The sequence below is a fragment of the Enterobacter cloacae complex sp. 2024EL-00227 genome, assembly GCF_043945315.1.
Taxonomy (GTDB): Bacteria; Pseudomonadota; Gammaproteobacteria; order Enterobacterales; family Enterobacteriaceae; genus Enterobacter; species Enterobacter roggenkampii.
This window is the reverse complement of the sequence record NZ_JBIMQP010000008.1, coordinates 100463-124116: the sequence shown is the minus strand read 5'-3', so window position 1 is coordinate 124116 and position 23654 is coordinate 100463. Positions and strand designations below refer to the sequence as shown.

Annotated in this window: 24 protein-coding genes; 7 read left to right on the top strand and 17 right to left on the bottom strand. The window is 56.1% G+C overall.

Translation table 11 applies throughout. The annotated features are described in order from the left end of the window. Window positions 1-7: 7 nt before the first annotated feature. Together ACHH0Z_RS15305 and slyB are read right to left on the bottom strand one after the other, a co-directional pair. Window positions 8-1369, bottom strand: coding sequence for a GGDEF domain-containing protein (locus ACHH0Z_RS15305; RefSeq protein ID WP_045406236.1), 1362 nt, complete (start codon window positions 1367-1369; stop codon window positions 8-10). A gap of 199 nt (window positions 1370-1568) precedes the next feature. Then, entirely contained in the window at window positions 1569-2036 is a 468-nt protein-coding gene (slyB, locus tag ACHH0Z_RS15300) for an outer membrane lipoprotein SlyB (protein ID WP_008500578.1), read from the bottom strand. 255 nt (window positions 2037-2291) lie between these two features. Here slyB and anmK point away from each other — a divergent pair, with 255 nt between their 5' ends. The 5 genes from anmK to pdxY all read left to right on the top strand — a co-directional run bounded on the left by anmK (window position 2292) and on the right by pdxY (window position 6874). Next, window positions 2292-3416, top strand: a complete 1125-nt coding sequence (anmK, locus tag ACHH0Z_RS15295; RefSeq protein ID WP_023343975.1) for an anhydro-N-acetylmuramic acid kinase — start codon at window positions 2292-2294, stop codon at window positions 3414-3416. 87 nt (window positions 3417-3503) lie between these two features. Then, on the top strand, window positions 3504-3833 hold the full coding sequence (mliC, locus tag ACHH0Z_RS15290) for a C-type lysozyme inhibitor (protein ID WP_085930290.1): 330 nt from the start codon (window positions 3504-3506) through the stop codon (window positions 3831-3833). A gap of 57 nt (window positions 3834-3890) precedes the next feature. Next, window positions 3891-4547, top strand: coding sequence for a pyridoxamine 5'-phosphate oxidase (gene pdxH, locus ACHH0Z_RS15285; RefSeq protein ID WP_008500575.1), 657 nt, complete (start codon window positions 3891-3893; stop codon window positions 4545-4547). A 125-nt stretch (window positions 4548-4672) separates the two neighbouring features. After that, complete coding sequence (gene tyrS, locus ACHH0Z_RS15280) at window positions 4673-5947, top strand: tyrosine--tRNA ligase (RefSeq protein ID WP_045406235.1); 1275 nt, start codon at window positions 4673-4675, stop codon at window positions 5945-5947. A 66-nt stretch (window positions 5948-6013) separates the two neighbouring features. Continuing rightward, window positions 6014-6874 (top strand): pyridoxal kinase PdxY, encoded by an 861-nt coding sequence (gene pdxY / locus ACHH0Z_RS15275; RefSeq protein ID WP_045406233.1) that lies wholly within the window; start codon window positions 6014-6016, stop codon window positions 6872-6874. Window positions 6875-6964: 90 nt separating this feature from the next. Here the strand turns inward: pdxY and gstA are convergent, their stop codons facing one another. The 12 genes from gstA to blr form a co-directional block, all read right to left on the bottom strand. Then, window positions 6965-7570, bottom strand: coding sequence for a glutathione transferase GstA (gene gstA, locus ACHH0Z_RS15270; protein ID WP_008500572.1), 606 nt, complete (start codon window positions 7568-7570; stop codon window positions 6965-6967). Between the two features lie 105 nt (window positions 7571-7675). Then, complete coding sequence (gene dtpA, locus ACHH0Z_RS15265; protein WP_008500571.1) at window positions 7676-9184, bottom strand: dipeptide/tripeptide permease DtpA; 1509 nt, start codon at window positions 9182-9184, stop codon at window positions 7676-7678. Window positions 9185-9776: 592 nt separating this feature from the next. Beyond that, a complete protein-coding gene (gene nth, locus ACHH0Z_RS15260; protein ID WP_395149545.1) occupies window positions 9777-10412 on the bottom strand; it encodes an endonuclease III in 636 nt (211 codons plus the stop codon). Continuing rightward, window positions 10409-11095, bottom strand: a complete 687-nt coding sequence (locus ACHH0Z_RS15255; protein ID WP_008500569.1) for an electron transport complex subunit E — start codon at window positions 11093-11095, stop codon at window positions 10409-10411. Before ACHH0Z_RS15255 ends, nth begins: the two co-directional genes overlap by 4 nt. A gap of 2 nt (window positions 11096-11097) precedes the next feature. After that, window positions 11098-11718 carry an electron transport complex subunit RsxG gene (rsxG, locus tag ACHH0Z_RS15250; protein WP_008500568.1) on the bottom strand — a complete coding sequence of 207 codons (621 nt, stop codon included), beginning with the start codon at window positions 11716-11718 and terminating at the stop codon, window positions 11098-11100. Between the two features lie 10 nt (window positions 11719-11728). Further along, the gene (rsxD, locus tag ACHH0Z_RS15245; RefSeq protein ID WP_008500567.1) at window positions 11729-12781 is read right to left on the bottom strand and encodes an electron transport complex subunit RsxD; all 1053 of its coding nucleotides are present in this window, start codon (window positions 12779-12781) and stop codon (window positions 11729-11731) included. Next, window positions 12782-14803, bottom strand: a complete 2022-nt coding sequence (rsxC, locus tag ACHH0Z_RS15240; RefSeq protein ID WP_045406231.1) for an electron transport complex subunit RsxC — start codon at window positions 14801-14803, stop codon at window positions 12782-12784. It lies immediately after the preceding gene. Next, complete coding sequence (rsxB, locus tag ACHH0Z_RS15235) at window positions 14796-15374, bottom strand: electron transport complex subunit RsxB (RefSeq protein WP_008500565.1); 579 nt, start codon at window positions 15372-15374, stop codon at window positions 14796-14798. The genes rsxC and rsxB overlap by 8 nt, the downstream gene beginning before the upstream one ends. Next, entirely contained in the window at window positions 15374-15955 is a 582-nt protein-coding gene (gene rsxA / locus ACHH0Z_RS15230; RefSeq protein ID WP_008500564.1) for an electron transport complex subunit RsxA, read from the bottom strand. The genes rsxB and rsxA overlap by 1 nt, the downstream gene beginning before the upstream one ends. A 76-nt stretch (window positions 15956-16031) precedes the next feature. Further along, entirely contained in the window at window positions 16032-16472 is a 441-nt protein-coding gene (locus ACHH0Z_RS15225; RefSeq protein ID WP_008500563.1) for a DUF2569 domain-containing protein, read from the bottom strand. Between the two features lie 86 nt (window positions 16473-16558). Further along, the gene (gene ydgT / locus ACHH0Z_RS15220; protein WP_006174966.1) at window positions 16559-16774 is read right to left on the bottom strand and encodes a transcription modulator YdgT; all 216 of its coding nucleotides are present in this window, start codon (window positions 16772-16774) and stop codon (window positions 16559-16561) included. 231 nt (window positions 16775-17005) lie between these two features. After that, window positions 17006-17131: a division septum protein Blr gene (gene blr / locus ACHH0Z_RS15215; protein WP_168112406.1), complete on the bottom strand. Its 126-nt coding sequence runs from the start codon at window positions 17129-17131 to the stop codon at window positions 17006-17008. Window positions 17132-17374: 243 nt separating this feature from the next. Here blr and ACHH0Z_RS15210 point away from each other — a divergent pair, with 243 nt between their 5' ends. Continuing rightward, window positions 17375-18415, top strand: coding sequence for an oxidoreductase (locus ACHH0Z_RS15210; protein WP_025911557.1), 1041 nt, complete (start codon window positions 17375-17377; stop codon window positions 18413-18415). A 55-nt stretch (window positions 18416-18470) separates the two neighbouring features. Here ACHH0Z_RS15210 and add read toward each other — a convergent pair whose 3' ends face one another. From add to malX, 3 genes are all read right to left on the bottom strand, one after another. After that, the gene (gene add / locus ACHH0Z_RS15205) at window positions 18471-19472 is read right to left on the bottom strand and encodes an adenosine deaminase (RefSeq protein ID WP_023343982.1); all 1002 of its coding nucleotides are present in this window, start codon (window positions 19470-19472) and stop codon (window positions 18471-18473) included. Between the two features lie 96 nt (window positions 19473-19568). Further along, window positions 19569-20741 carry a MalY/PatB family protein gene (locus ACHH0Z_RS15200; RefSeq protein ID WP_045406229.1) on the bottom strand — a complete coding sequence of 391 codons (1173 nt, stop codon included), beginning with the start codon at window positions 20739-20741 and terminating at the stop codon, window positions 19569-19571. Window positions 20742-20789: 48 nt separating this feature from the next. Next, window positions 20790-22382: a maltose/glucose-specific PTS transporter subunit IIBC gene (gene malX, locus ACHH0Z_RS15195; protein ID WP_045406226.1), complete on the bottom strand. Its 1593-nt coding sequence runs from the start codon at window positions 22380-22382 to the stop codon at window positions 20790-20792. A gap of 179 nt (window positions 22383-22561) precedes the next feature. Between malX and ACHH0Z_RS15190 the strand changes: the two genes are divergently transcribed. After that, complete coding sequence (locus ACHH0Z_RS15190; protein ID WP_045406225.1) at window positions 22562-23590, top strand: Mal regulon transcriptional regulator MalI; 1029 nt, start codon at window positions 22562-22564, stop codon at window positions 23588-23590. Window positions 23591-23654 lie beyond the last annotated feature (64 nt).

Genomic DNA, 23654 nt, shown 5'->3' with positions numbered 1-23654 from the left:
CCTTTTTTTACTTAAAGACCACCACTCGATTACGGCCTGTCTCCTTCGCTTCATACATCGCCTTGTCGGCACTCTCCACGCACGCTTCTGCGGTCACGGACGATGACGTCGCCGTAAATACTCCCATGCTGATGGTAATCGGCTCAGGTAGCTGCCCTCCGCTGCTGGTTTTATCAAAGCTGCTTAGCTTCAACCGAATACGTTCCGCCACCTGGTGGGCTGCATCTGAAGAGGTGTTGGCCAGCATCAGCACAAACTCCTCACCGCCGATTCGAGCCGCGATGTCCTGCGGGCGTACGGAATCCATCAGCAGATTGGCGACAAACTGTAAGACTTTGTCTCCCTGAAGGTGGCCATAGTTATCGTTGATACGCTTGAAGCGGTCGAGATCGCTGACGATAACCGAAACTGGGCGGCTGGGTTTCGCCATGTCCAGCGCCTGGTTTAACGATTCATAAAAATAGCTACGGTTATAAAGGCGCGTAAGCGGATCGCGAATCGAATTTTGATATGACTGCTGATATTTTAAATGGGAATCACGGTACAGCATGAAGACGTCGTAGAGCAGTACAAAAATAATCATCAGCGTAGCGACGGTTTCAAATAGCCGGGCGCGATACCACGATATATCTTCAGCATGTCCGCCTACTAACAGCATGGCGAGCGTGACGATATAGCAAACGCACAGGAAATTTCCGCCTACCCAGAATAAATTGCGCACGCGCGTGACAAACATCAGCGTTACTAATGAAACCACCCAGAAGACAATTAAAGAAATATTTATGCATTGGCTCCAGAGCACCATAAACTGACGGGTTTCGTTATCAACCAGGTCAATGGATAACAAGGGCGAGTGACTAGAATATATCCAGGCCAGTCCCACAACGCAGGCGGTAAAGAGAAACGCCCCGCTCACAATTGAGATATGCGCCAACCGTGAAAAGGGGTAATCGCGCGTAGGATAGAGTATTGCCGCAACGCTGAACAACACCGCCATTAAAAAGTGGCGGAACATAAAGTAGATCATCGCATCGTTGTAGTTAACGACGTTGAACTGATAGAGGTTCAGCCACGCTGGAAAGCTGGACAGCGTTCCGACCATCAACAGTGCCGAACCGGCAAAGGCAAAGGCGATCGCAATCAGATAGAGCCGCCGCTTATCACACCAGTATTTCATTGCCATAAAGCAGGCAATAAACAGGTGAAACACGAGTAAAAAAATGGTGAGCGTAGGGAACAAAAGAGGCGAGAAGGAGGGAACCCATTCAACCACTTTTGAAAAGAGAGCTTGTAATATTCCGATGACGACAAGGCAACCGAAACAGAACGAGATATAACGACCTTTTAGACAACGACTATTCGCAAGCATATAAGTTTTTACAAAATGAGAAATAAATTATGAAGAGGTAATTGCGAAGAGTCTAAGCAAGTAATGCAATAAATACTTTGCGCGGAGACAATATACGATGAGATTAAATATTTGTGGGGTGAATATATTTTGTAAAAATATTCGTATAAGTGATGTATATTGTAAATGGATGTGGCCCAATGGCCACATCCATTTTTAATTAACGTGGAGAAACGGTCACCTGGCTTCCGTTGCTTGCCAGCACAACGCGCTGACCTGCGGAGAAGCGTGTGCTGCCTTGTTTCTGAACAACCATAATGGTGCTGCCGTCGTCTTTACGAATTTCCAGCTCGACGCCCTGAGTTTTGTTCATCGCACCCTGAACACCCTGGCCTGCTACACCACCGGCCACTGCGCCTGCGGCTGTTGCCAGAGAACGGCCCGTACCGCCGCCGACGGTATTACCCAGGAAACCACCCAGAACGGCACCGCCGATGGCGCCCATCACGTTGTTTTCATCACCACCCTGAATCTGTACAGGGCGTGCGTTAACAACGGTACCGTAAGTCACGTTCTGAACCTGTTTCGCTTCAGAAGCGCTATAAACGTCGCCAGAAAGTGAACTGTCATTCACACAGCCAGCCAGAGTTAAACCAATCAGCGAAACGCCCAGTACACGTAAAATCATTTGAATCTCCTGTTCACCAAAAACGCCCGATGGGGGGCATCCGTTATGGCTAAATTATATGGCATAAGGGGCCATCGTTCATATCTTTGCACTAACAATAGGAAAATTGTACTTGAATTTGACTTAACGAGACATAAACAGGATCCGCCCACGCTACTCGTCTGACATTGTTAAAAAATATTATTGCCGGATGGCAAAGCGACGCCGTTTATGGTTGAGTGGATATCCTTAGCCCACGCAACGTAAGGAAAGCGCATGAAATCGGGTCGCTACATTGGTGTGATGTCAGGCACCAGTCTGGATGGGGTAGATGTCGTTCTGGCTGCCATTGATGAGAACATGGTGGCGCAGCAGGCGAGCCTGACCTGGCCAATCCCCATTTCACTGAAAGAGGATATTCTCAGTATCTGTCAGGGGCAGCAGCTGACCCTTTCGCAGCTTGGACAGCTGGATGTCCGCCTGGGGGCGCTGTTTGCGGATGCGGTGCAGGCTTTGATGCAAAAAGAACATCTTCGTCCGCAGGATGTGGTGGCCATCGGGTGTCACGGACAAACGGTCTGGCATGAACCCATCGGCGATGCCCCGCACACCCTGCAAATCGGCGATAACAACCAGATTGTGGCGAAGACGGGCGTCACGGTGGTCGGCGATTTCCGTCGTCGCGATATTGCTCTTGGCGGACAGGGCGCACCGCTGGTGCCCGCGTTTCATCAGGCACTACTGGCGCACCCTTCAGAGCGGCGTATGGTGCTCAACATTGGTGGGATCGCCAATCTGTCGATGCTTATTCCGGGGCAGCCGGTCCGCGGCTACGATACCGGCCCGGGCAATATGTTAATGGATGCCTGGATCTGGCGTCAGTGCGGTCAACCGTATGATAAAAACGCGGAGTGGGCGAGTGAGGGTAAGGTGATTCTCCCGCTGCTGCAGTCCATGCTGAGCGATCCTTATTTTGCCTTACCGGCACCGAAAAGCACGGGGCGTGAATACTTCAACTTTGGCTGGCTTGAGCGCCAGCTGGCGTCATTCCCGGCGCTCGCGCCGCAGGATGTTCAGGCGACGCTTGCCGAGCTTACGGCCGTGTCGATTTCTGAACAGGTGCTGCTTAGCGGCGGATGTGAACGCCTGCTGGTGTGCGGCGGGGGAAGCCGTAACCCGCTGGTGATGGCGCGTCTTGCCGGGCTGCTGCCGGGTACCGAAGTGTCGACAACCGATGAGGCCGGCATCAGCGGGGATGATATGGAGGCGCTGGCCTTTGCCTGGCTTGCCTGGCGCACCGTTGCCGGGCTGCCGGGCAACTTGCCGTCGGTCACCGGCGCGCGCGAGGCGAGCGTTCTTGGGGCGATTTTCCCGGCAAATCCGCGTCATAATCAGAGTTAACTGAAATTCAGCGCGGCGCGTCGTCGTTAGAATGGAACGAAACAGGGGGGCAGCCATGCCCTCCAGGACCAGGATAGTCTTCGGAATATGCCCATGAAAAAACTTCTTCTTATTGCCGCCCCTTTGCTGCTGTCAGGATGCAGCGTCTACAACCAGCTCGTTGAGCGCATGCAGACCGATACCCTGGAGTATCGCTGCGACGAAAAACCGCTGACCGTGAAGCTGAACAATCCGCGCCAGGAAGCCAGTTTTGTTTACGACAATAAATTGCTGACGCTGAAGCAGGGCATTTCGGCCTCGGGCGCACGCTACACCGACGGTATCTATGTCTTCTGGTCGAAAGGCGACAGCGCCACGGTCTACAAACGCGACCGTATTGTGCTGAACAATTGCCAGCTCGAAAATCCGAAGCGTTGAGATTTTTACAGGGGCGGCGCACAATAGCGCCACCCACTCTCAATGTCAGCTAACGCCATGTCAGATAACGACGAACTGCAGCAAATTGCGCATCTGCGCCGTGAATACACCAAAGGCGGCCTGCGTCGCCAGGATCTTCCCGCTGAACCCCTCGTGCTTTTTGAACGCTGGCTGAAACAGGCCTGCGAAGCGAAACTTGCCGACCCAACGGCGATGGTTGTCGCAACGGTAGATGAAAACGGTCAACCGTATCAGCGTATCGTATTGCTCAAGCATTATGACGAGAAAGGGCTGGTGTTCTATACCAACCTTGGCAGCCGCAAAGCGCACCATCTGGAAAACAATCCGCGTATCAGCCTGCTGTTCCCGTGGCACATGCTGGAACGTCAGGTCATGGTGACCGGCAAAGCGGAACGTCTCTCGACGCTGGAAGTGGTGAAGTATTTCCACAGTCGTCCGCGTGACAGCCAGATTGGCGCCTGGGTATCAAAACAGTCCAGCCGCATTTCCGCCCGCGGCGTGCTGGAAAGTAAATTCCTCGAGCTGAAGCAGAAGTTCCAGCAGGGTGAAATCCCGCTGCCGAGCTTCTGGGGTGGTTTCCGCATCCCGATTGAGCAAATCGAGTTCTGGCAGGGGGGCGAACATCGCCTGCACGACCGCTTTTTATACCAGCGCGAGAATGGCGGCTGGAAAATCGACAGACTGGCGCCGTAATCCCCGAAATTTGTTGATTTAAGCGCTAGCGCACACCGCGCTTGCGCTTTATTCTATGGTCCTTTCGCATCAGGCGAAAAGTCGTGTACCGGCAAAGGTGCAGTCGTTTATACATGGAGAATTTGATGGCAAGCAGTAACTTGATTAAACAATTGCAAGAGCGGGGCCTCGTGGCCCAGGTGACGGACGAGGAAGCGTTAGCAGAGCGACTGGCGCAAGGCCCGATCGCGCTCTATTGCGGCTTCGATCCCACCGCTGACAGCTTGCATTTGGGGCATCTTGTTCCATTGTTATGCCTGAAACGCTTCCAGATGGCGGGCCATAAGCCTGTTGCCCTGGTGGGCGGCGCGACCGGTCTGATTGGTGACCCAAGCTTCAAAGCCGCTGAGCGTAAACTGAACACCGAAGATACCGTGCAGGAGTGGGTCGATAAGATCCGCAAACAGGTTGCACCGTTCCTCGACTTCAACTGTGGCGATAACGCCGCGATTGCCGCGAACAACTACGACTGGTTTGGCAGCATGAACGTGCTGACCTTCCTGCGCGACATCGGCAAGCACTTCTCTGTTAACCAGATGATTAACAAAGAGGCCGTGAAGCAGCGTCTGAACCGTGACGAACAGGGTATCTCCTTTACCGAGTTCTCCTACAACCTGCTGCAGGGGTATGACTTTGCCTGCCTGAACAAACTGCACGGTGTTTCCCTGCAGATTGGCGGTTCTGACCAGTGGGGTAATATCACCTCCGGTATCGACCTGACCCGTCGCCTGCACCAGAATCAGGTCTTTGGTCTGACCGTTCCGCTGATTACCAAAGCAGACGGTACCAAATTTGGTAAAACCGAAGGCGGTGCGGTATGGCTCGATCCGAAGAAAACCAGCCCGTACAAATTCTACCAGTTCTGGATCAACACGGCGGATGCCGATGTTTATCGCTTCCTGAAGTTCTTCACCTTTATGGATATTGAAGACATCAATGCGCTGGAAGAAGAAGACAAGAACAGCGGTAAAGCGCCACGCGCGCAGTACGTGCTGGCAGATGAAGTGACCAAACTGGTTCACGGTGAAGAAGGTCTGGCCGCGGCAAAACGCATTACTGCAAGCCTGTTCAACGGTACCCTGAGCGATCTGAGCGAAGCGGACTTCGAACAGCTGGCGCAGGACGGCGTGCCAATGGTTGAGATGGAGAAAGGGGCTGACCTGATGCAGGCGCTGGTGGACTCTGAACTCCAGCCTTCACGCGGTCAGGCGCGTAAAACCATCGCGTCCAACGCCATCACCATCAACGGTGAAAAGCAGGCCGACCCGGAATACACCTTTGTTGACGGCGACCGTCTGTATGGCCGCTACACCCTGCTGCGTCGCGGTAAGAAAAACTACTGCCTTGTCTGCTGGAAATAATTAACAGTCTCGAGGGGCGTGGGAAACCACGCCCCTTTTGTTTTTTCAGGGTTTGGTAAGCATAAAATGAAGAACATCCTCGCCATTCAGTCCCACGTTGTTTTTGGACATGCTGGCAACAGCGCTGCGGAATTCCCAATGCGCCGCCTCGGCGTCAACGTCTGGCCCCTCAATACCGTTCAGTTCTCTAACCACACGCAGTATGGCAAATGGACCGGCTGCGTGATGCCGCCTTCGCACCTCACCGAGGTTGTGCAGGGCATTGCCGATATCGACCAGCTCAAGCGCTGTGACGCCGTATTGAGCGGTTATCTTGGTTCCGCGGAGCAGGGGGAACATATCCTCGGCATCGTGCGTCAGGTAAAGGCTGCCAACCCGTCGGCAAAATACTTCTGCGACCCCGTTATGGGCCATCCGGAAAAAGGCTGTATCGTGGCGCCAGGCGTGGCAGAATTCCACGTTCGCCATGCGCTGCCCGCCAGCGATATCATTGCGCCAAACCTGGTCGAACTGGAAATTCTCTGCGAGCATCCGGTTAACAGCGTAGAAGAGGCCGTAAGCGCGTCACGCGAGCTGATCGCGCAGGGGCCTGAGGTTGTGCTGGTAAAACACCTCGCGCGCGCAGGGCTAAGCCAGGATCGCTTTGAGATGCTGCTGGTGACGAAAGAGGATGCCTGGCATATCAGCCGCCCGCTGGTGGATTTTGGCACGCGTCAGCCGGTGGGCGTGGGCGATGTGACCAGCGGGCTGCTGCTGGTGAAACTGCTTCAGGGTGCAACGGTGAGGGACGCGCTGGAGCACGTTACGGCAGCGGTGTACGAAATTATGATTGCGACGAAAGAGATGCAGGAATATGAACTGCAGGTGGTCGCGGCACAGGATCGTATCGCGAAGCCGGAGCACTATTTCAGCGCAACCCAGCTTTAAACGATGCCGGGTGGCGCTGCGCTGGCACGGGTCTACGGAATTCGTAGGCCGGGTAAGCGTCAGCGCCACCCGGCAACACAGTCTGCTCGGTTAATTCAACCCTTCCGCTTTCAGCGCTGCAGCCACCGCAGGACGTTCAGCCACGCGTTTCATATACGATGCAATGTGGTCTAACCCTTCCAGATTCAGCTTAACCGCACGTGCCCAGCGCAGCACGGTGAACAGGTACGCATCAGCGATCGTGAAGCGCGAGCCGCCAATCCACTGTTCGTCTTTCAGCGATTCGTTAACGTACTGCAGCTTTTTCTCCAGCAGGGCGCGCAGGGTCGGCTTAAACTCTTCCGGCGTATCCGGGCGGAACAGCGGCGTAAAGCCTTTGTGCAGCTCGGTGGCAATGTAGTTCAGCCATTCCAGCGTTTTATAGCGAGAAATGGTACTGACCGGGGCCAGCAGCTGGCGATCGGGCACGCTATCGGCCAGGAACTGCATAATCGCCACGCCTTCGGTCAGCAGGGTACCGTCATCCAGCAGGAGCGCCGGAACCTGTCCTTTCGGGTTAATGGCAAGAAAGTCATCGCCGTTTTCCAGACGTTTTTTCATCAGATCAACGCCATCCAGCGTGAAATCTTTGCCGCTCTCGCGCAGGGTGATATGGGAAGCAAGAGAGCACGCGCCCGGTTTGTAGAACAGTTTCATCGGTAACTCCTTTTCGCTGAGGTTTCAGCTATGTTAGTGCGCAAACGGATAAAAAAAAAGCCGCTAATCAATTAGCGGCTTCTGGTCAGTCGTTTCTCACGGATTTCACGCAGTAGCGGTTTTGGTCGCCTTAGCGGTCTTGTCGTCGTCCTGAGTCATGCGATTCAGTTTCGGTGCGGTCAGCAGCATCAGAGCGGCAATAACGGCAGTCGCGATACCAATCTGCATGAACACGGTACCGTAGACGTTCAGGGAAACCAGTGGGTCAGTGACGTTTTCCGGCACGGCCATCAGGTTCGCAATCTTACCGGCGATAATTGCTGCACCGGCAGTGGTCAGGAACCAGCTACCCATAATGAAGCCCATCAGACGCTGCGGAACCAGCTGTGCAACCATTGCCAGACCCAGACCAGAGATCATCAGTTCGCCGATAGACTGCAGCGCGTAGCTCAGGATCAGCCAGTTAACGGATACGATACCGGCGTCGGTAGCAAATTTGGTACCCAGCGGCAGCACCAGGAACGCGCCGGAGCACAGCACCATACCGATAGCAAACTTGTGCGGCATTGGCAGACGGTCGCCCATCTTGTTATAGATCGCGGCCAGAATCGGGCTACCAATCATGATCCAGAACGGGTTCAGTGCCTGATACTGCTCCGGTTCGAACGCGATGCCCAGAATAGAGTGCTCAACGTTACGAATGGCGAAGAAGTTCAGAGAGGTTGGCATCTGGCTGTACAGCACGAAGAAGATAATCGCTTCCAGCATCAGAATGAAGGCCACGATCATCTTACGACGGGCGGCACCCTGCATAGCGAATGCTTCTTTCGCGAAGATAACCACGATACCCAGCGCCACAACGCCCAGAACGGCACGTGCGATACCCTGGTTGTGCAGCAGCCAGGTTGCGATGGCCGCCAGGACCACAACGCCTACGATGGTCGCCAGCAGTTTGCCCATATGCACAGGCTCGAAGTCTGGTTTTGAACCGTAGTTTTTAACCCAGCTGCGGCAGAACAGGAAGTTCACCACGGTGATCAGCATACCGACGAAGCTCAGTGCAAACGCCACGCTCCAGCCGAATTTCGCTGCGAGCCATGGAGTTGCCAGCATCGAGAAGAACGAACCGATGTTGATGGACATGTAGTACATGGTAAATGCACCGTCCAGACGCGGGTCATCTTTGCTGTAGCAGGTAGAGAGCAGGGAAGACGGGTTCGCTTTGAACAGACCGTTACCCACGGCGATCGTGGCCATGCCCATATACACGACAGCGGCATCATGCCCTGACCATGCTACCAGTCCATAGCCAATCGCCAGAACAATGGCGCCCAGCATGATGACACGTTTAGTTCCGAGGACTTTATCGCCCAGCCAGCCGCCGATAGCGACCAGACCGTACACCAGAGCACTGAAGGAGGAGAACAGCGTGATGGAATCGGCTTCGGACATACCCAGCTGTTTCACCAGGTAAACCGCCATGATCCCTTGCAGGCCGTAGTAACCAAAACGCTCCCATAACTCGATAGAGAAGATGAGATAGAACGCTTTAGGTTGTTTAAAAGCGTTCAGACTCACGCTTTCATCTGTTGGTTTATTGTTTGCAGTCGACACATATACCTCTTTTTTTACATCCCATATTAACGGGGGTGTTCATAGCGTGATGGCCGTAGTCCATACGCCTTATAGTTATATTGGGAGGAGAAACGGCGGGTAATGTTCACTATCCTGCCCCATCTGGCAATACGTTTGTAATAATCTGTTACATATATCCTGGGTGGTATAATCGTCGGTTCATACAAATGTTATTCAGCGTTAAATTTCATACGCTGAGTAAAGGTAGCTTTTTCGACTGGTAATCACCGGTCAGTACGGGCTGTTGGCGATATGTTCTGCTATTTGCCGCTTGTGGTAGTGATATAGCCCATATTCTGAAAAATAGCTGGTCTTATCGTCGGCAAAGAAAGAGGAGTGTCTTGTCAGATAAAGGGTTTAGGTCGATTTTGACAACAAAAATACAACATGAAGTTATCAGGGTGATCGCGATCACAGATGTATAGAAATTTTCGGCTATGAAAAAAGTATTAACCTGTTTCAGCGTTAAAGAGCCGAATAAGTGACAGGTGAGGCGAAACGAAAGGCGGACAAATAACGGTCAAAAGAAGAGCGTTTGAAAGCCCTTCTTTAGCCAGGGGTTTGAGATGCCTCAGGGGTACACTTTTTCTTTATATTCGCAGAGATCTTCAATAATGCAGGAGCCGCAGCGAGGCTTACGGGCAATACACGTGTAACGACCGTGCAGAATCAGCCAATGATGGCAATCAACCTTAAATTCTGCCGGAACCACTTTCAGCAGCTTCTCTTCGACCTGCTCGACATTTTTTCCCTGCGCGAAGTTGGTCCGGTTAGACACGCGAAAGATATGCGTATCGACGGCGATAGTGGGCCAGCCAAACGCGGTATTGAGTACTACGTTCGCGGTTTTACGACCCACGCCCGGCAAGGCTTCCAGCGCAGCGCGGTCTTCCGGCACTTCGCCTCCGTGCTGCTCCAGCAGAATTCGGCAGGTCTTGATGACGTTCTCGGCTTTGCTGTTAAACAGGCCGATGGTTTTGATATAGGACTTCACGCCTTCCACGCCCAGCTCCAGCATGGCCTTCGGCGTATTGGCGACCGGATAGAGCAGGGCGGTGGCTTTATTGACGCTCACGTCGGTCGCCTGTGCAGAGAGCAACACGGCGATCAGCAGCTCAAACGGGGAGGTAAAATTCAGCTCCGTCGTCGGGTGCGGGTTCTCGTCCCGCAGACGGGTCAGGATCGCAATGCGCTTTTCTTTATTCATGAGGCCTTCTCGGGTGTCCCTTCCAGAACGCTGCGCTCAGCCGCGCGGCGCTTACGTTTCTCGTCAATCAGGTATTTTATCGCCAGCATCATGCCAAGACCAATAAACGCGCCAGGCGGCAGCATCGCCAGCAGGAATGGCGTATCGGTGTGGAACACTTCAATACGCAGCGCTTTGGCCCAGCCGCCCAGCAGCGCATCAGCGCCGTCGAACAGCGTACCGTTGCCGAGGATCTCGCGCAGGGATCCCAGCACGAACATGGCGCAGGTGGCACCCATGCCAATAGAAAAACCGTCCAGCGCCGACATGGCCGGACTGTTTTTCACCGCAAAGGCTTCCGCACGCCCGACCACGATACAGTTGGTGACGATAAGGGGAATGAAGATCCCGAGCGACTGGTACAGACCGAACGCGTAGGCGTTAATCAGCATCTGAACAATACTGACCACCGACGCAATGATCATGACGTAAATAGGAATACGAATTTCCGACGGCGTCCAGCGGCGCAGGGCAGAGATGGAGAGGTTGGTCAGGGTCAATACCAGCGTGGTTGCCAGACCCAGACCGAGCGCGTTGGTGGCGGTGGATGTCACCGCCAGCAGTGGGCACATGCCCAGAAGCTGAACCAGCGCGGAGTTGTTTTTCCACAACCCCTGGACAATAACCTCTTTAACCTGGCTCATGATTACTCCTCACAGGCCGGAAGATTGTTGATTTGCGCGGGCAGCGTTTCAGCGTACAGCCCGGCTCGTTTTACGGCATTCACCACCGCACGTGGGGTGATGGTCGCCCCGGTGAACTGGTCGAACTCGCCGCCATCTTTCTTCACCGCAAACGCGGTGTCATCTTCACCATGGATCACTTTACCGGCAAAGTGCAAAATCCAGTCGCTCAGACGGGTTTCAATTTTATCGCCAAGACCCGGCGTTTCATGGTGTTCCGTCACGCGAGTGCCCAGTATGGTGCCGGAGAAATCACTGCCCACAAGCAGCTGAATGGCACCGGAATAGCCGTCAGGCGCCGTCGCTTCCATCACCGCGCCAACCGGTTTATCCCCTTTACGGGCAATAAAGAGGCGGTGCGGGCCTTTCCCAAGCTGCGGCGCGTCTACCACAAAGCAGCTTTTTTGCAGGTCGTTATCGTAGAATTCCGCCGGGATCACCTGATCGAACAGCGCCTTTTGCTGCTTCGAGGCCTGCTCTTCGATGGTCGTTTTGGTCAGCGCATTTACCAGCGCCGTCAGCCCTGTCAGGACCGCGGCGAAGACAGCCAGCGTGACGCCGTGTTTTTGCATCGTTTTGAACATGGCGAGACCCTTAGCGATGACCGTACACGCGCGGACGCGTGTAATAGTCGATGAGCGGAACGGTAATGTTGGCAAGCAGGACGGCAAAAGCCACGCCGTCCGGGTACCCGCCAAAGCTGCGGATGAGCCAGACCAGCAGGCCTGCCAGCGCGCCGAAGATCAGGCGCCCGCGGTTAGTCGTTGAGGCCGTCACCGGATCCGTCAGGATAAAGAAGGCACCCAGCATGGTCGCCCCGGAGAGCAGGTGCAGCTGCGGGCTGGCCAGTGATTCAGGAGAGAATACCCAGCCCAGCGTGGCGCAGACCGCCAGCGTCACGAGGAAGCTGACCGGAATATGCCAGCGGATGGCTTTCTGCTGCAGCAGGAACAGGCCGCCCAGCAGATACGCCAGGTTGACCCACTGCCAGCCGGCACCCGCCAGTACGCCGCTGTAGATGGCGGATTTCATGATCTGCTCAACGCTGTGTCCGGCATGCAGGGACGTTTTAAAGGTATCAAGCGGCGTCGCCTGGCTGATCCCGTCCACGCCCATACGCAGCGCGTTCATATCCGCACCGAGCGCCGTATGGCCGGTAAAGATCACGTGCAGAGCATCCATGAAGCCCGGAACCGTGGCCGCAATCTCGTGCGGTGGCAGCCAGCTGGTCATCTGTACCGGGAAGGAGATCAGCAGCACCACGTAGCCAATCATCGCCGGGTTAAACGGGTTATGGCCCAGTCCACCATACAGCTGTTTGGCAATGATCACGGCAAACACGGTGCCGAGGACCACCATCCACCATGGGGCAAACGGCGGGATACTGATCGCCAGCAGCAGCCCGGTCAGCAGCGCGGAGTTATCGGCCAGAATGCGGGAGACCGCCGCCTTGCGCAGCTTAAGGACAAGAGCTTCCGCCGCTAAGGCGCTGGCACAGCCCAGGATTATCTGGAACAGGGTTCCCCAGCCGAAAAACCAGCACTGAACGGCAATGCCCGGCAGCGCCGCCAGGCAGACCAGCATCATAATGCGCGATGTCTGGCGCTGATTGTGGGTGTAAGGGGAGCTTGCGATTCTGAAAACCATTTAATCCTCGTTAACTGCTTGCTGTGCGGCTTTCTTTGCCTGAACGCGCGCAATGGCGGCGGCGACGGCGGCTTTGCGCGGGTCATCGTTGGCGGCCTGCGGTTGCTCATCCTGCTGCGCCGCTTTGCGTGCTTTAGCGCGGGCAATCGCCGCTTCGACGGCGGCTTTACGCGGATCGACCGGCGCGTCGGGTTCTGCGGTTGGCGTCTGCTGCGCCGCTTTGCGGGCTTTAGCACGGGCAATTGCTGCCTCAACGGCCGCTTTGCGAGGGTCGACCGCTTCCTGCTCAACCACCACGTTCTGTTCGCCGGCTTTGCGCGCTTTAGCGCGGGCTATCGCCGCCTCAACGGCGGCTTTACGCGGGTCGATCTCCGTCTCTGCCTGGACCGTTTGCGCTTTTTCAGCCTGACGGGCGCGAGCCTGAGCTTTACGCGCTTCACGCGCCGCAATGGCTTCGCTGTTGTCCGGCTTCTCGCCGGCCGGGATCACCACAGGCTGCGCCGCGGTCGCTTTTTTCTCGCGAACGCGGGCCAGTGCGGCATTAATCGCATCCTGATCTTTCTCGCCGGGCTGAACGGCGGCCTGCTTATGGCGCTCCTGACGGGCGATTTTTTCACGCTCCAGTCGCGCCTGGCGCGCTTCAAAGCGTGCCTTGGCTTCCGCCGCGCGTTTTTCTTCCATGGAGATGGCATAAATTTCCGCCTTCTCCTGGCGGAAATACTGCACCAGAGGAATGTTGCTAGGGCAGACCCAGGCGCAGGCGCCGCATTCGATGCAGTCGGCCAGGTTATGGGCTGTCGCCTTGTCGTGCAGCTGGCCTTTGCTGTACCAGTAGAGCTGCTGCGGGAGCAGATCCGCCGGGCAGGCGTCGGCACAGGCGCTGCAGCGGATGCAGCCTTTTTCTTCCTGCTCTTCACCCATCTCGGTCGGGGAAGGGGCGAGCAGGCAGTTGGTGATTTTCACTACCGGCACATCGAGCCACGGCAGGGTAAAGCCCATCAGCGGGCCGCCCATGATCACCATCTGGTCGCTGGACGGGCAAAACTCAGCCTGCTCCAGCAGGTGACGCACCGGCGTACCCAGTCGCGCCCAGACGTTGCCCGGACGAGAGACCGCTTCCCCGGTCAGCGTTACCACGCGTTCGGTCAGCGGCTCGCCGTCGATCACCGCGCGCTTCACGGCGTACGCGGTCCCGACGTTCTGCATCAGCACGCCGATATCCGAAGAGCGTCCGCCGTGCGGAACCTGCTTACCGGTGAGAATTTGCGTCAGCTGTTTAGCACCGCCAGAGGGGTATTTGGTCGGGATAACGCGCAGGCTAATATCGTGACTGCCTGCCAGCACGGCGCGCAGCATAGAGATAGCCTGCGGTTTATTGTCTTCGATACCGATCAGCACTTCTCGCGGCTGCAGAATGTGCGCGAGGATGCGGATGCCTTCCACCACCTGGGCGGCGCAGTCCTGCATCAGACGATCGTCGGCGGTGATGTACGGTTCGCATTCGGCGGCGTTGATAATCAGCGTCTGAATGTTATCGCCACCGCCGCGCAGCTTGACGCCGGTCGGGAAGCCTGCGCCACCCAGTCCAGCAACGCCGAACTGATGAATGCGCTCGATAAGCGCCTCGCGGCTGCGGGAGCGGTAGTCGCTCCAGCCATCGCGGTCGATCCAGCGGTCTTCGCCGTCGGCTTCAATAATCACGCTCAGCTCTGAGAGCGCTGACGGATGCGGCACCGTATGAGGCGCGATGGCGACCACCTTACCGGAGGTGGGGGCGTGCACCGGTAGCATACGTCCGCGACCAAAGGTCAGCGGCTGGCCGCGAAGAACCGTATCGCCTTCTTTCACGCACAGCTCACCCTCAGCGCCAATGTGCTGCTTGAGCGGCATGACGAAACGGGTCGCCAGCGGAATTTGACGCAGCGGCGTGCCGTTAGACTGGGTTTTCATCTCCGGTGGGTGAATACCGCCGTCAAAGTCCCAAATCTTCTCTTTTCTGAAAGCAGAAAATAACTTAAGCATGTTGTTCCACAGGAATATTGCGAACCGGAATGGTTTGAAGATCCCATTTCCAGCTTTCGGTAGTCGTTTCAACCGGGCGCAGCTCGATACATTGCGTCGGGCAGGGGGCTACGCAGAGGTTACAGCCGGTGCACAGGTCCGCCACCACGGTGTGCATGGCGCGCGTGGCGCCAACAATGGCGTCGACCGGGCAGGCCTGAATACATTTGGTACAGCCGATGCAGTTCGCTTCGTCGATCACGGCCAGCGCGCGGACCGGCTCCTGCACGTCCGCGTCGCCATCAACCGGCTGCGGATCAACGTTAAGCAGGGCGGCAATTTTCAGCATGACTGCTTCGCCGCCGGGGGCGCAGCGGTTAATTTTTTCGCCCTGGATGCCTACCGCTTCAGCGTAAGGGCGGCAGCCCGGGTAGCCACACTGCCCGCACTGGCTTTGCGGCAGAAGCTCATCAATTTTCTCAACAACGGGATCGTCCTCTACCGCGAAACGGCGGGAGGCGTAACCCAGGATAAGGCCAAACACCAACCCCAGGACGCTGATAGAGGCGATGGCAATCCAGATAGCATTCATTACAACTTCACCAGACCACTAAAGCCCATAAAGGCCAGAGACATTAAACCGGCGGTGACCAGCGCAATCGCGTTACCGCGGAAGGGCGCAGGAATATCCGCTGCTGCCAGGCGCTCGCGAATAGAGGCAAACAGCACCATGACCAGAGAGAAACCGACAGCCGCAGAAAAACCATAAAGCGCCGATTGCATAAAGTTATGACCCAGGTTGATGTTCAGCAGCGCCACGCCGAGAACGGCGCAGTTAGTGGTGATCAGCGGCAGGAAGATGCCCAGCAGGCGATAGAGCGCCGGGCTGGTTTTGCGCACCACCATTTCGGTAAACTGCACCACCACCGCGATAACCAGAATAAAGGCCAGCGTACGGAGATAGGTTAACCCCAGCGGGATGAGGATCCAGGTATCAATCCACCACGCGCAGATGGACGCCAGCGTCATGACGAAGGTCGTCGCCAGCCCCATACCCATTGCCGTTTCCAGCTTTTTGGAAACGCCCATAAACGGGCACAGGCCAAGGAACTTCACCAGAACGAAGTTGTTAACCAGCACGGTGCCGACAAAGAGCAGTAAGTAATCGGTCATTATTTAGCCTGAAATAAAAAAGCCGCCTATTATCGGACAAACCCAGGCAGGCGACAACAGGTTATCTGTAGGGTTATTACGGGTTCACGAAGGTGTTTTTCACCCGCGTCGAACGCTTGAAGTAGGGCACCAGCAGCGCCGCGGCCAGCAACGGGAAAAGCAGCTGACGAACGGCCAGCGCGTCTGAAACGGGCGAAAAAGCAAACGCCTTCACCGCCAGCAGGACCGAAACCAGCAGCCAGATAATGTAGTGCTTAGGCACATTCTTACGGCGCTTAAAGAAGGCGATGGTCAGCCACAGCGTGTAGTACCACATCCCGATCGCGAAAACGAACGACACAAACCACAAAGCAATATTAGGCACGCTTTGCGACAACAGGGTCTGAATGGCGTGAGGGGTAATCAGTGCGGTGGTATAAAGCAGTAGCGCAAGTGATGCGCTTAATAAGGCAACCAGCAGCCATGCCAGTGGGGCGATTAACCAGCCTCCAATGCGTTCTCCAGGCGTTGCGGTCATGAACTCTCCCATAATCTGCGCGAAATGTTGTACAGCCAGTTGGCAGGGCGGAGAGTATATAACATTTCGCGCGGATGGCTACTTTCTTATAAAACGTAACGCCACACGGACTTTGGCACTTCGCCGACGTTGAACAAACGGCCACCGGAGACCAGCTCCGCACGGCGATGGTCAGCGGCGCGATACATATTAATGATTTCCTGATTATCCGACAGGGTGTAGTTCAGATGGTCAAACAGTTTTTCCAGGCTCTCAAGCGAATTGATCTTGCGAAATTTTAATAAATAGTCCTGAACTGTCATATTAATAAGTTTCCATATAAAAGTGAGTAATACCAGTTAAGGTAATTCGTTCGAATAATAAACGGATTAATAAAGACGTAAACAGCCCACTCAGGTAACGCGACGAAATTAGGAGTTTTCTTTGCTGAAATTCAGGCATCAGACGATGCCTGGAAGAGAAGGTTAACCGTGTTCACCAGGGCTGGCAATAAGTAACTGACATATTATGTCACTCTTTATTGCAGTAACCGGTTACTTAGGTTGAGCGACGGTGACAGGCTCCGGCGGCTGGTAGTTATCGATATGGCTGGCAACGCCCAGCAAAATGACCGACACCCCAAGGACAATCCATCCCGCTAATTCAATGATTCGATTAATAATTGACGTCATGATGTGTAATTGTACTTTATCCATAAAGACAGGGCGCAAATGTTACAGCGACGTTTCCCTGACGGCAAGGGCTTTGGGAACGGTTCCCTTAAACAAAATCAGTAGGTTAATACTATGTAACAAAAACAATCCGTATAACCTGCTATTTTACGTCATACGGCACATTATTAATCCGTGATAATGCCAGACTAGCCAGTGTGAAATAAGAACGACTTAAAAGAGGATGACACTATGAGTGATAATATCCGCGTTGGGCTTATTGGTTACGGGTACGCGAGCAAAACGTTTCATGCGCCTCTGATAGCCGGGACGCCGGGAATGGCGCTGGCGGCGGTATCCAGCAGCGACGCTGCTAAAGTCCATGCAGACTGGCCTTCTGTGCCGGTTGTCTCCGAGCCAAAACATCTTTTCAACGATCCAAACATTGATTTAATCGTCATTCCCACGCCGAACGATACCCACTTTCCGCTGGCAAAGGCCGCGCTGGAAGCCGGGAAGCATGTGGTTGTCGATAAGCCCTTTACCGTGACACTGTCACAGGCTCGCGAGCTGGATGCGCTGGCAAAGAGTCTGGGCAGGCTGCTGTCGGTGTTCCATAACCGCCGCTGGGACAGTGATTTTCTGACGGTAAAACGGCTTCTCAGTGAAGGTACGTTAGGGGAGATCCTCTTTTTTGAGTCGCACTTTGACCGCTTTCGCCCGCAGGTACGAAACCGCTGGCGCGAGCAGGCCGGTCCTGGCAGCGGTATCTGGTATGATTTAGCCCCGCATCTGCTGGATCAGGCCGTCAATCTCTTTGGCCTGCCGGTGAGCATGACGGTCGATCTGGCCCAGCTCAGGCCCGGTGCGCAGACGACCGATTACTTCCACGCGGTGCTCAGTTACCCGCAGCGGCGAATTGTGCTGCACGGGACGATGGTCGCGGCGGCAGAATCTGCCCGTTACATTATTCACGGCACGCGCGGCAGCTACGTGAAGTTTGGTCTCGATCCGCAGGAAGACAGACTGAAAAACGGTGAGCGTCTGCCCCAGGAAGACTGGGGCTATGATATGCGCGACGGCGTCGTCACGCGGGTGGAAGGCGACGAGCTGGTCGAAGAGACCTTGCTGACGATACCGGGTAACTATCCGGCGTATTATGCCGCTATCCGCGATGCGCTGAACGGCACGGGAGAGAATCCGGTTCCGGCCAGCCAGGCAATACAGATTATGGAGCTGATTGAGCTGGGGATCGAATCTGCCAAACATCGCGCGACGCTCTGTCTGGCATAAGTTTTTGACGTTGTTGTTGGCCGGGTAAGGCTTAGCCGCCACCCGGCAAAGGGGGTTACGCGGTTGCCACCTTATCCCGCAGCGCCTGCTTCTCTGCAGGCGTCAGGAAGGCGATCTCCAGCCCGTTGATTTGCGCCTGACGGATCTGCTCGCGGCTCAGACCCGCCTGCGGTGCGGCGATGTTGTACTCGTGAATGATATCCACGCCCTGAACCGCCGGATCGTCCGTATTCAGCGAGGCCAGCACGCCGTGCTCGAGGAAGGTTTTCAGCGGGTGCTGCGACAGCGATGCCACGGTGCTGGTCTGAATGTTAGACGTCAGGCACGACTCAATCCCGATACGCTGCTCCGCCAGGAAATCCATCAGCGCGCGGTCTTCTACCGCCTTCACGCCGTGACCGATACGTTCGGCGCCCAGCTCGCGGATGGCCTGCCAGATGCTTTCCGGGCCAGCCGCTTCACCCGCGTGCACGGTAATGTGCCAGCCGGCATCGCGCGCGCGGTTGAAGTGGGAGAGGAACAGGCTGCCCGGGAAGCCCAGCTCGTCACCGGCGAGATCGACGGCGGTGATGGCATCACGATGGGCCAGCAGCGCTTCCAGCTCCTGCAGGCAGGCGGCTTCACCGAAGGTACGGCTCATGATGCCGATCAGGCGAGCCTGAACGTCGAAGGTTTTACACCCTTCGCGGACGCCTTCAATGACGGCTTCCACGACGCCTGCAACGGGCAGGTTGTGGGTCATCGCCATGTAGCCCGGCGAGAAGCGCAGCTCGACGTAGTGCAGGCCGTTGCGGGCGGCATCTTCGATGTTCTCAAACGCCACGCGGCGGCAGGCATCCAGCGACGCCAGCATTTTCACGCCCCAGTCGAGTTTGCTCAGGAAGCTGACCAGGTCCGGTTCATTAGAGGTCACCTGTACGTGAGGGATCAGGGACTCAAGGGTCTGAGCAGGAAGCGTTAAATTGAACTGGCGGCCAAGATCGAGGATGGTTTGGGCACGAATGTTACCGTCAAGGTGACGATGAATATCAGTTAAAGGCAGGCGTGTATCAATCATGGTCGCACTCTTTTCTGGTTAAAGTGCGCCATATTATAAAAACAAAACGGGGTAAAAAGCTATTTGCGCAAGGGAATATTCCGTTGCGCAAATTGATTACAGAAGCGTATTAATGCCGGCAATCAGGCGTTGAACCCCTTGCTCGAGCTTGCTGCGCGGGCAGCCTGCATTCAGGCGTACGAAGCCATTTCCCTCTTTTCCATAGGTATATCCCGGCATGATGGCGACCTTTTGCTGCTCAATCAGCACTTTTTGCAGCGCCCGATCGTCAATATTCAGCGGACGCAGATCGATCCAGGCCAGATAGGTCGCTTCCGGCGGCTGCCAGTTGAGTTTCGGAAAAGCGCGGTTTACTTCCTGAGCGATATACAACAGATTATCTTCCAGATAACCCCGCAGGGCATCCAGCCACGGCCCCCCTTGCTGATAGGCGGCGATATGCGCCGTTAGCGCCAGCACGGAAGGGGAAGAGAGCCCGTCCCGACCTTTTAACGCGCTGAGATAGCCGTTACGGCTCTCTTCATCGCCGATCAGGCCATATGCCCCCGTCAGCGCCGGAATGTTAAAGCTTTTCGAGCCGGAGGTCAGGAGCGCCCATTTGCTCCGCGCCACGGCGGTCCACGGCGTGTGACGATGTTCTCCCCACACCATGTCCATATGGATTTCATCGCTGATAACCGCCACGTCATAGCGCTCGCAGAGTTCCGCCATCTGCGTCAGCTCATCCCGCGTCCAGACCTTGCCGGTCGGATTCTGCGGGCTGCACAGCAGCAAAATTTTGTTTTCCGGTTTCGCCAGCGCCGCTTCGAGGGCTGCCATATTGCCCTGCCAGCCAGCGGCCTGTTTTTCCATTTCAACCGCCACAACACGACGCCCGTTACCCTCTATGGCTTTGTAAAAGGCATCGTATGCCGGGGTGTGAACCACCACGCCGTCGCCGGGTTTTGACCAGAGGCGAATCAGTTCCGAGACCATGTAGATGACGGAGGGGCCATAAACCACGCTTTCGGTATCAATTCGGGTGTTAAAGCGCTGCTGGAACCAGTGTGCGACGGCGGCGAGAAACTCGTCGTTTTTCCAGCGGCTATAGCCAAACACGCCGTGATGAATGCGCTGTTGCAGCGCGTCGGTTATGCAGGGGGCGGTGGCGAAATCCATATCCGAGATGGTGAAGGGCAGCAGATCCGCCGCGCCAAAGCGGTCGGCGACATAGTCCCACTGCGTACACCAGGTGCCGTGTCGATCCACGACGGTTGAGAAATCAAACATGCTTTAATCCTTAACGTAAAACCCCCTCACGGTGAGGGGGCTGAGGCATCAGGCTTCTACTGTTCGCATCAGGGTCGCCAGCTCATCTTTCACTGACTGTACCTGCGGGCCGATAACCACCTGCAAATTGTGCTGGTTTAACTGTACCACGCCGATGGCCCGGTTGGCCTTGAGGGCGTTGGTATCCACTTTTGACATATCCGCCACCGACAAACGCAGGCGGGTAATGCAGTTATCCAGCGAGGTGATGTTATCCGCACCGCCCAGCGCCGCCAGAATGGCAGGGGTGTTATAGCCGGATTTGCCCACGGAACCGGCAACCGCCTGTTCAACGCTGGTGGCTGTATCAATATCGCGTCCTGGCGTTTTCAGGTTAAAACGGGTGATGGCGAAGCGGAAGATCCCGTAGTACACCGCAAACCAGATTGCCGCCACGACAGGGACCAGATACCACTTAGTCGACAGGCCGTGCAGGATCCCGAACACCACGAAGTCGATCACGTTGCCGTCAGTGTTGCCGATGGTGACGCCCAGCACCGCCATCACGGTGAAGCCCAGACCGGTCAGCACCGCGTGAATCAGATACAGCACCGGCGCGACGAACAGGAACAGGAACTCGATAGGCTCGGTGGTACCGCCCACGACGCAGGCGATCACGCCGGAAATCAGCAGGCCTTTAATTTTATGACGGTTTTCCGGGCGCGCGCAGTGGTACATTGCCAGCGCAGCACCCGGCAGGCCGCCGAGGAAGGCAGGCATTTTACCCTGAGACAGGAAGCGGGTTGCGCTTTCGGAGAAGCCGTGTGTCGTCGGGCAGCTCAGCTGCGCCTGGAAGATAGTCAGCGCGCCGCTCACGTCGTGACCGCACACCTCCATGGTGCCGCCCGCTTCGGTGAAGCGAATCAGGGCCACAAGGATATGCTGCAGGCCAAACGGCAGCAGCAGACGCTCGCCGGTGCCGAAAATCATCGGACCAAAATCTCCCGCACCGTTAATGATGCGGCCAATGCCGTTGATGCCCAGCGCAAAGACCGGCCAAATCAGCGGAATAATCAGACCAAACAGTCCCATTACCACCAGGGTCACAATTGGGACAAAGCGAGTGCCGCCGAAGAAGGCCAGGGCATCCGGCAGGCGGATATTGTGGAAGCGCTCGTGCAGCATCCAGATAATTACCCCGGCGATCACCGCCCCGAGGATCCCGGTGTCGATGGACTGAATACCAATCACGCTCTGAATGTTGTTGGCCTTCAGAACGGCGGCGTCGGTGGTCGGCAGTATGCCTTTCGCGGTCAGCCAGAAGTTAACCGCCAGGTTCATCACCGCGTAGCCCACAAAACCGGCAAACGCCGCGACGCCTTTGTTCTCGCGGGCCAGGCCCAGCGGGATTGCAATACAGAACATCACGGGCAGGAAACTGAAGGCAAAGGAGCCGACTTTACTCATCCAGATAAAGATCGCCTGCAGCACGGGCGCGCCGAGGAAGGGGATCAGCGTGATGACGTCTTTACTGCTGAGCGAGCTGCCGATCCCGAGCATGATCCCGCAGAACGAGAGAAGCGCAACGGGCAGCATAAAGGTTTTACCCAGTTGCTGGAAAAATTCCCACAGCGATATTTTTTGTGCTGCTTTCGCCGTCATAAAACGACTCCTTTATGGTTAAAATCAGTTTGTCTGCTTCAATGCTGCGAGAAGATAAAACGTTTTATCAAAGTTTAGTGCGCGCTAAATCACATTCTCAGGCTTTGACTGGTAGTATAAATATAACGTATTGATAAAACGTTTTACCGATCTCATTTTTCAGGGAGTCACGCCAACACATGGCTGTAGCGAAAAAAGTCACCATCAACGATGTCGCGCTGGCGGCGGGGGTTTCCGTCAGCACCGTTTCTCTGGTACTGAGCGGAAAAGGGCGCATCTCTCCCGCGACCGGTCAGCGGGTGAACGAGGCGGTTGAGCAGTTGGGCTTTGTGCGAAACCGTCAGGCGTCGGCGCTGCGCGGCGGGCAAAGCGGGGTGATTGGCCTGATTGTCCGTGACCTGACGTCACCGTTCTATGCGGAGCTGACCGCCGGCTTAACCGAAGCGCTTGAAGCGCAGGGGCGGATGGTCTTTCTGCTTCACGGCGGTCGCGAGGCCGATCAGCTGCTTTCCCGGCTCGATATGCTGCTGAATCAGGGTGTGGACGGGGTGATCGTCGCCGGGGCGTCGGGCGTGGGCAGCGAGCTGTGCGAGCGCGCCGCTGAAAAAGGCGTGCCGCTGGTGTTTGCTTCACGCGCCAGCTACCTCGATGAAGCCGATACGCTGCGCCCGGATAACATGCAGGCTGCGCAAATGCTGACCGAGCATCTTATTCGTCGCGGCCATCAGCGCATTGCCTGGCTGGGCGGCAAAAGCTCATCCCTGACCCGCGCCGAACGGGTCGGCGGCTACTGCGCGACGCTGATTAAATACGGCCTGCCGTTCCACAGCGAGTGGGTTGTTGAGTGTGAGTCCAGCCAGAAGATGGCGGCGGAAGCGATAGGCGCGCTGCTGCGCAGCAGTCCGACCATCAGCGCCGTCATTTGCTATAACGATGTGATCGCCATGGGCGCCTGGTTTGGCCTGATCCGCGCCGGGCGTCAGAGCGGTGAAGGGGGCGTTGAAACCTTCTTCGGCCACCAGGTGGCGCTGGGGGCGTTCGCCGACGTCGGTGAAAACGCGCTCGACGATGTGCCGATCGTCTGGGCCACGACCCCTGCGCGGGAGATGGGCTACACCTTGGCGGACAGGATCATGCAGCGCATCGACAATACGGACGTTCAGGCCGGGCACCAGATTGTGGCGGCGCGGCTGGTGACGGTGAAATAATCTCCGCTGCACATCGCCCGGCGGCGCTGCGCTTGCGCGGGCCTACAACGGCTCGGGATCGTAG

Coding starts and splice junctions, on each gene's coding strand:
- ACHH0Z_RS15305 (WP_045406236.1), bottom strand. CDS start 1,369: ATGCTTGCGAATAGTCGTTGTCTAAAAGGTCGTTATATCTCGTTCTGT.
- slyB (WP_008500578.1), bottom strand. CDS start 2,036: ATGATTTTACGTGTACTGGGCGTTTCGCTGATTGGTTTAACTCTGGCT.
- anmK (WP_023343975.1), top strand. CDS start 2,292: ATGAAATCGGGTCGCTACATTGGTGTGATGTCAGGCACCAGTCTGGAT.
- mliC (WP_085930290.1), top strand. CDS start 3,504: ATGCCCATGAAAAAACTTCTTCTTATTGCCGCCCCTTTGCTGCTGTCA.
- pdxH (WP_008500575.1), top strand. CDS start 3,891: ATGTCAGATAACGACGAACTGCAGCAAATTGCGCATCTGCGCCGTGAA.
- tyrS (WP_045406235.1), top strand. CDS start 4,673: ATGGCAAGCAGTAACTTGATTAAACAATTGCAAGAGCGGGGCCTCGTG.
- pdxY (WP_045406233.1), top strand. CDS start 6,014: ATGAAGAACATCCTCGCCATTCAGTCCCACGTTGTTTTTGGACATGCT.
- gstA (WP_008500572.1), bottom strand. CDS start 7,570: ATGAAACTGTTCTACAAACCGGGCGCGTGCTCTCTTGCTTCCCATATC.
- nth (WP_395149545.1), bottom strand. CDS start 10,412: ATGAATAAAGAAAAGCGCATTGCGATCCTGACCCGTCTGCGGGACGAG.
- ACHH0Z_RS15255 (WP_008500569.1), bottom strand. CDS start 11,095: ATGAGCCAGGTTAAAGAGGTTATTGTCCAGGGGTTGTGGAAAAACAAC.
- rsxG (WP_008500568.1), bottom strand. CDS start 11,718: ATGTTCAAAACGATGCAAAAACACGGCGTCACGCTGGCTGTCTTCGCC.
- rsxD (WP_008500567.1), bottom strand. CDS start 12,781: ATGGTTTTCAGAATCGCAAGCTCCCCTTACACCCACAATCAGCGCCAG.
- rsxC (WP_045406231.1), bottom strand. CDS start 14,803: ATGCTTAAGTTATTTTCTGCTTTCAGAAAAGAGAAGATTTGGGACTTT.
- rsxB (WP_008500565.1), bottom strand. CDS start 15,374: ATGAATGCTATCTGGATTGCCATCGCCTCTATCAGCGTCCTGGGGTTG.
- rsxA (WP_008500564.1), bottom strand. CDS start 15,955: ATGACCGATTACTTACTGCTCTTTGTCGGCACCGTGCTGGTTAACAAC.
- ACHH0Z_RS15225 (WP_008500563.1), bottom strand. CDS start 16,472: ATGACCGCAACGCCTGGAGAACGCATTGGAGGCTGGTTAATCGCCCCA.
- ydgT (WP_006174966.1), bottom strand. CDS start 16,774: ATGACAGTTCAGGACTATTTATTAAAATTTCGCAAGATCAATTCGCTT.
- ACHH0Z_RS15210 (WP_025911557.1), top strand. CDS start 17,375: ATGAGTGATAATATCCGCGTTGGGCTTATTGGTTACGGGTACGCGAGC.
- add (WP_023343982.1), bottom strand. CDS start 19,472: ATGATTGATACACGCCTGCCTTTAACTGATATTCATCGTCACCTTGAC.
- ACHH0Z_RS15200 (WP_045406229.1), bottom strand. CDS start 20,741: ATGTTTGATTTCTCAACCGTCGTGGATCGACACGGCACCTGGTGTACG.
- malX (WP_045406226.1), bottom strand. CDS start 22,382: ATGACGGCGAAAGCAGCACAAAAAATATCGCTGTGGGAATTTTTCCAG.
- ACHH0Z_RS15190 (WP_045406225.1), top strand. CDS start 22,562: ATGGCTGTAGCGAAAAAAGTCACCATCAACGATGTCGCGCTGGCGGCG.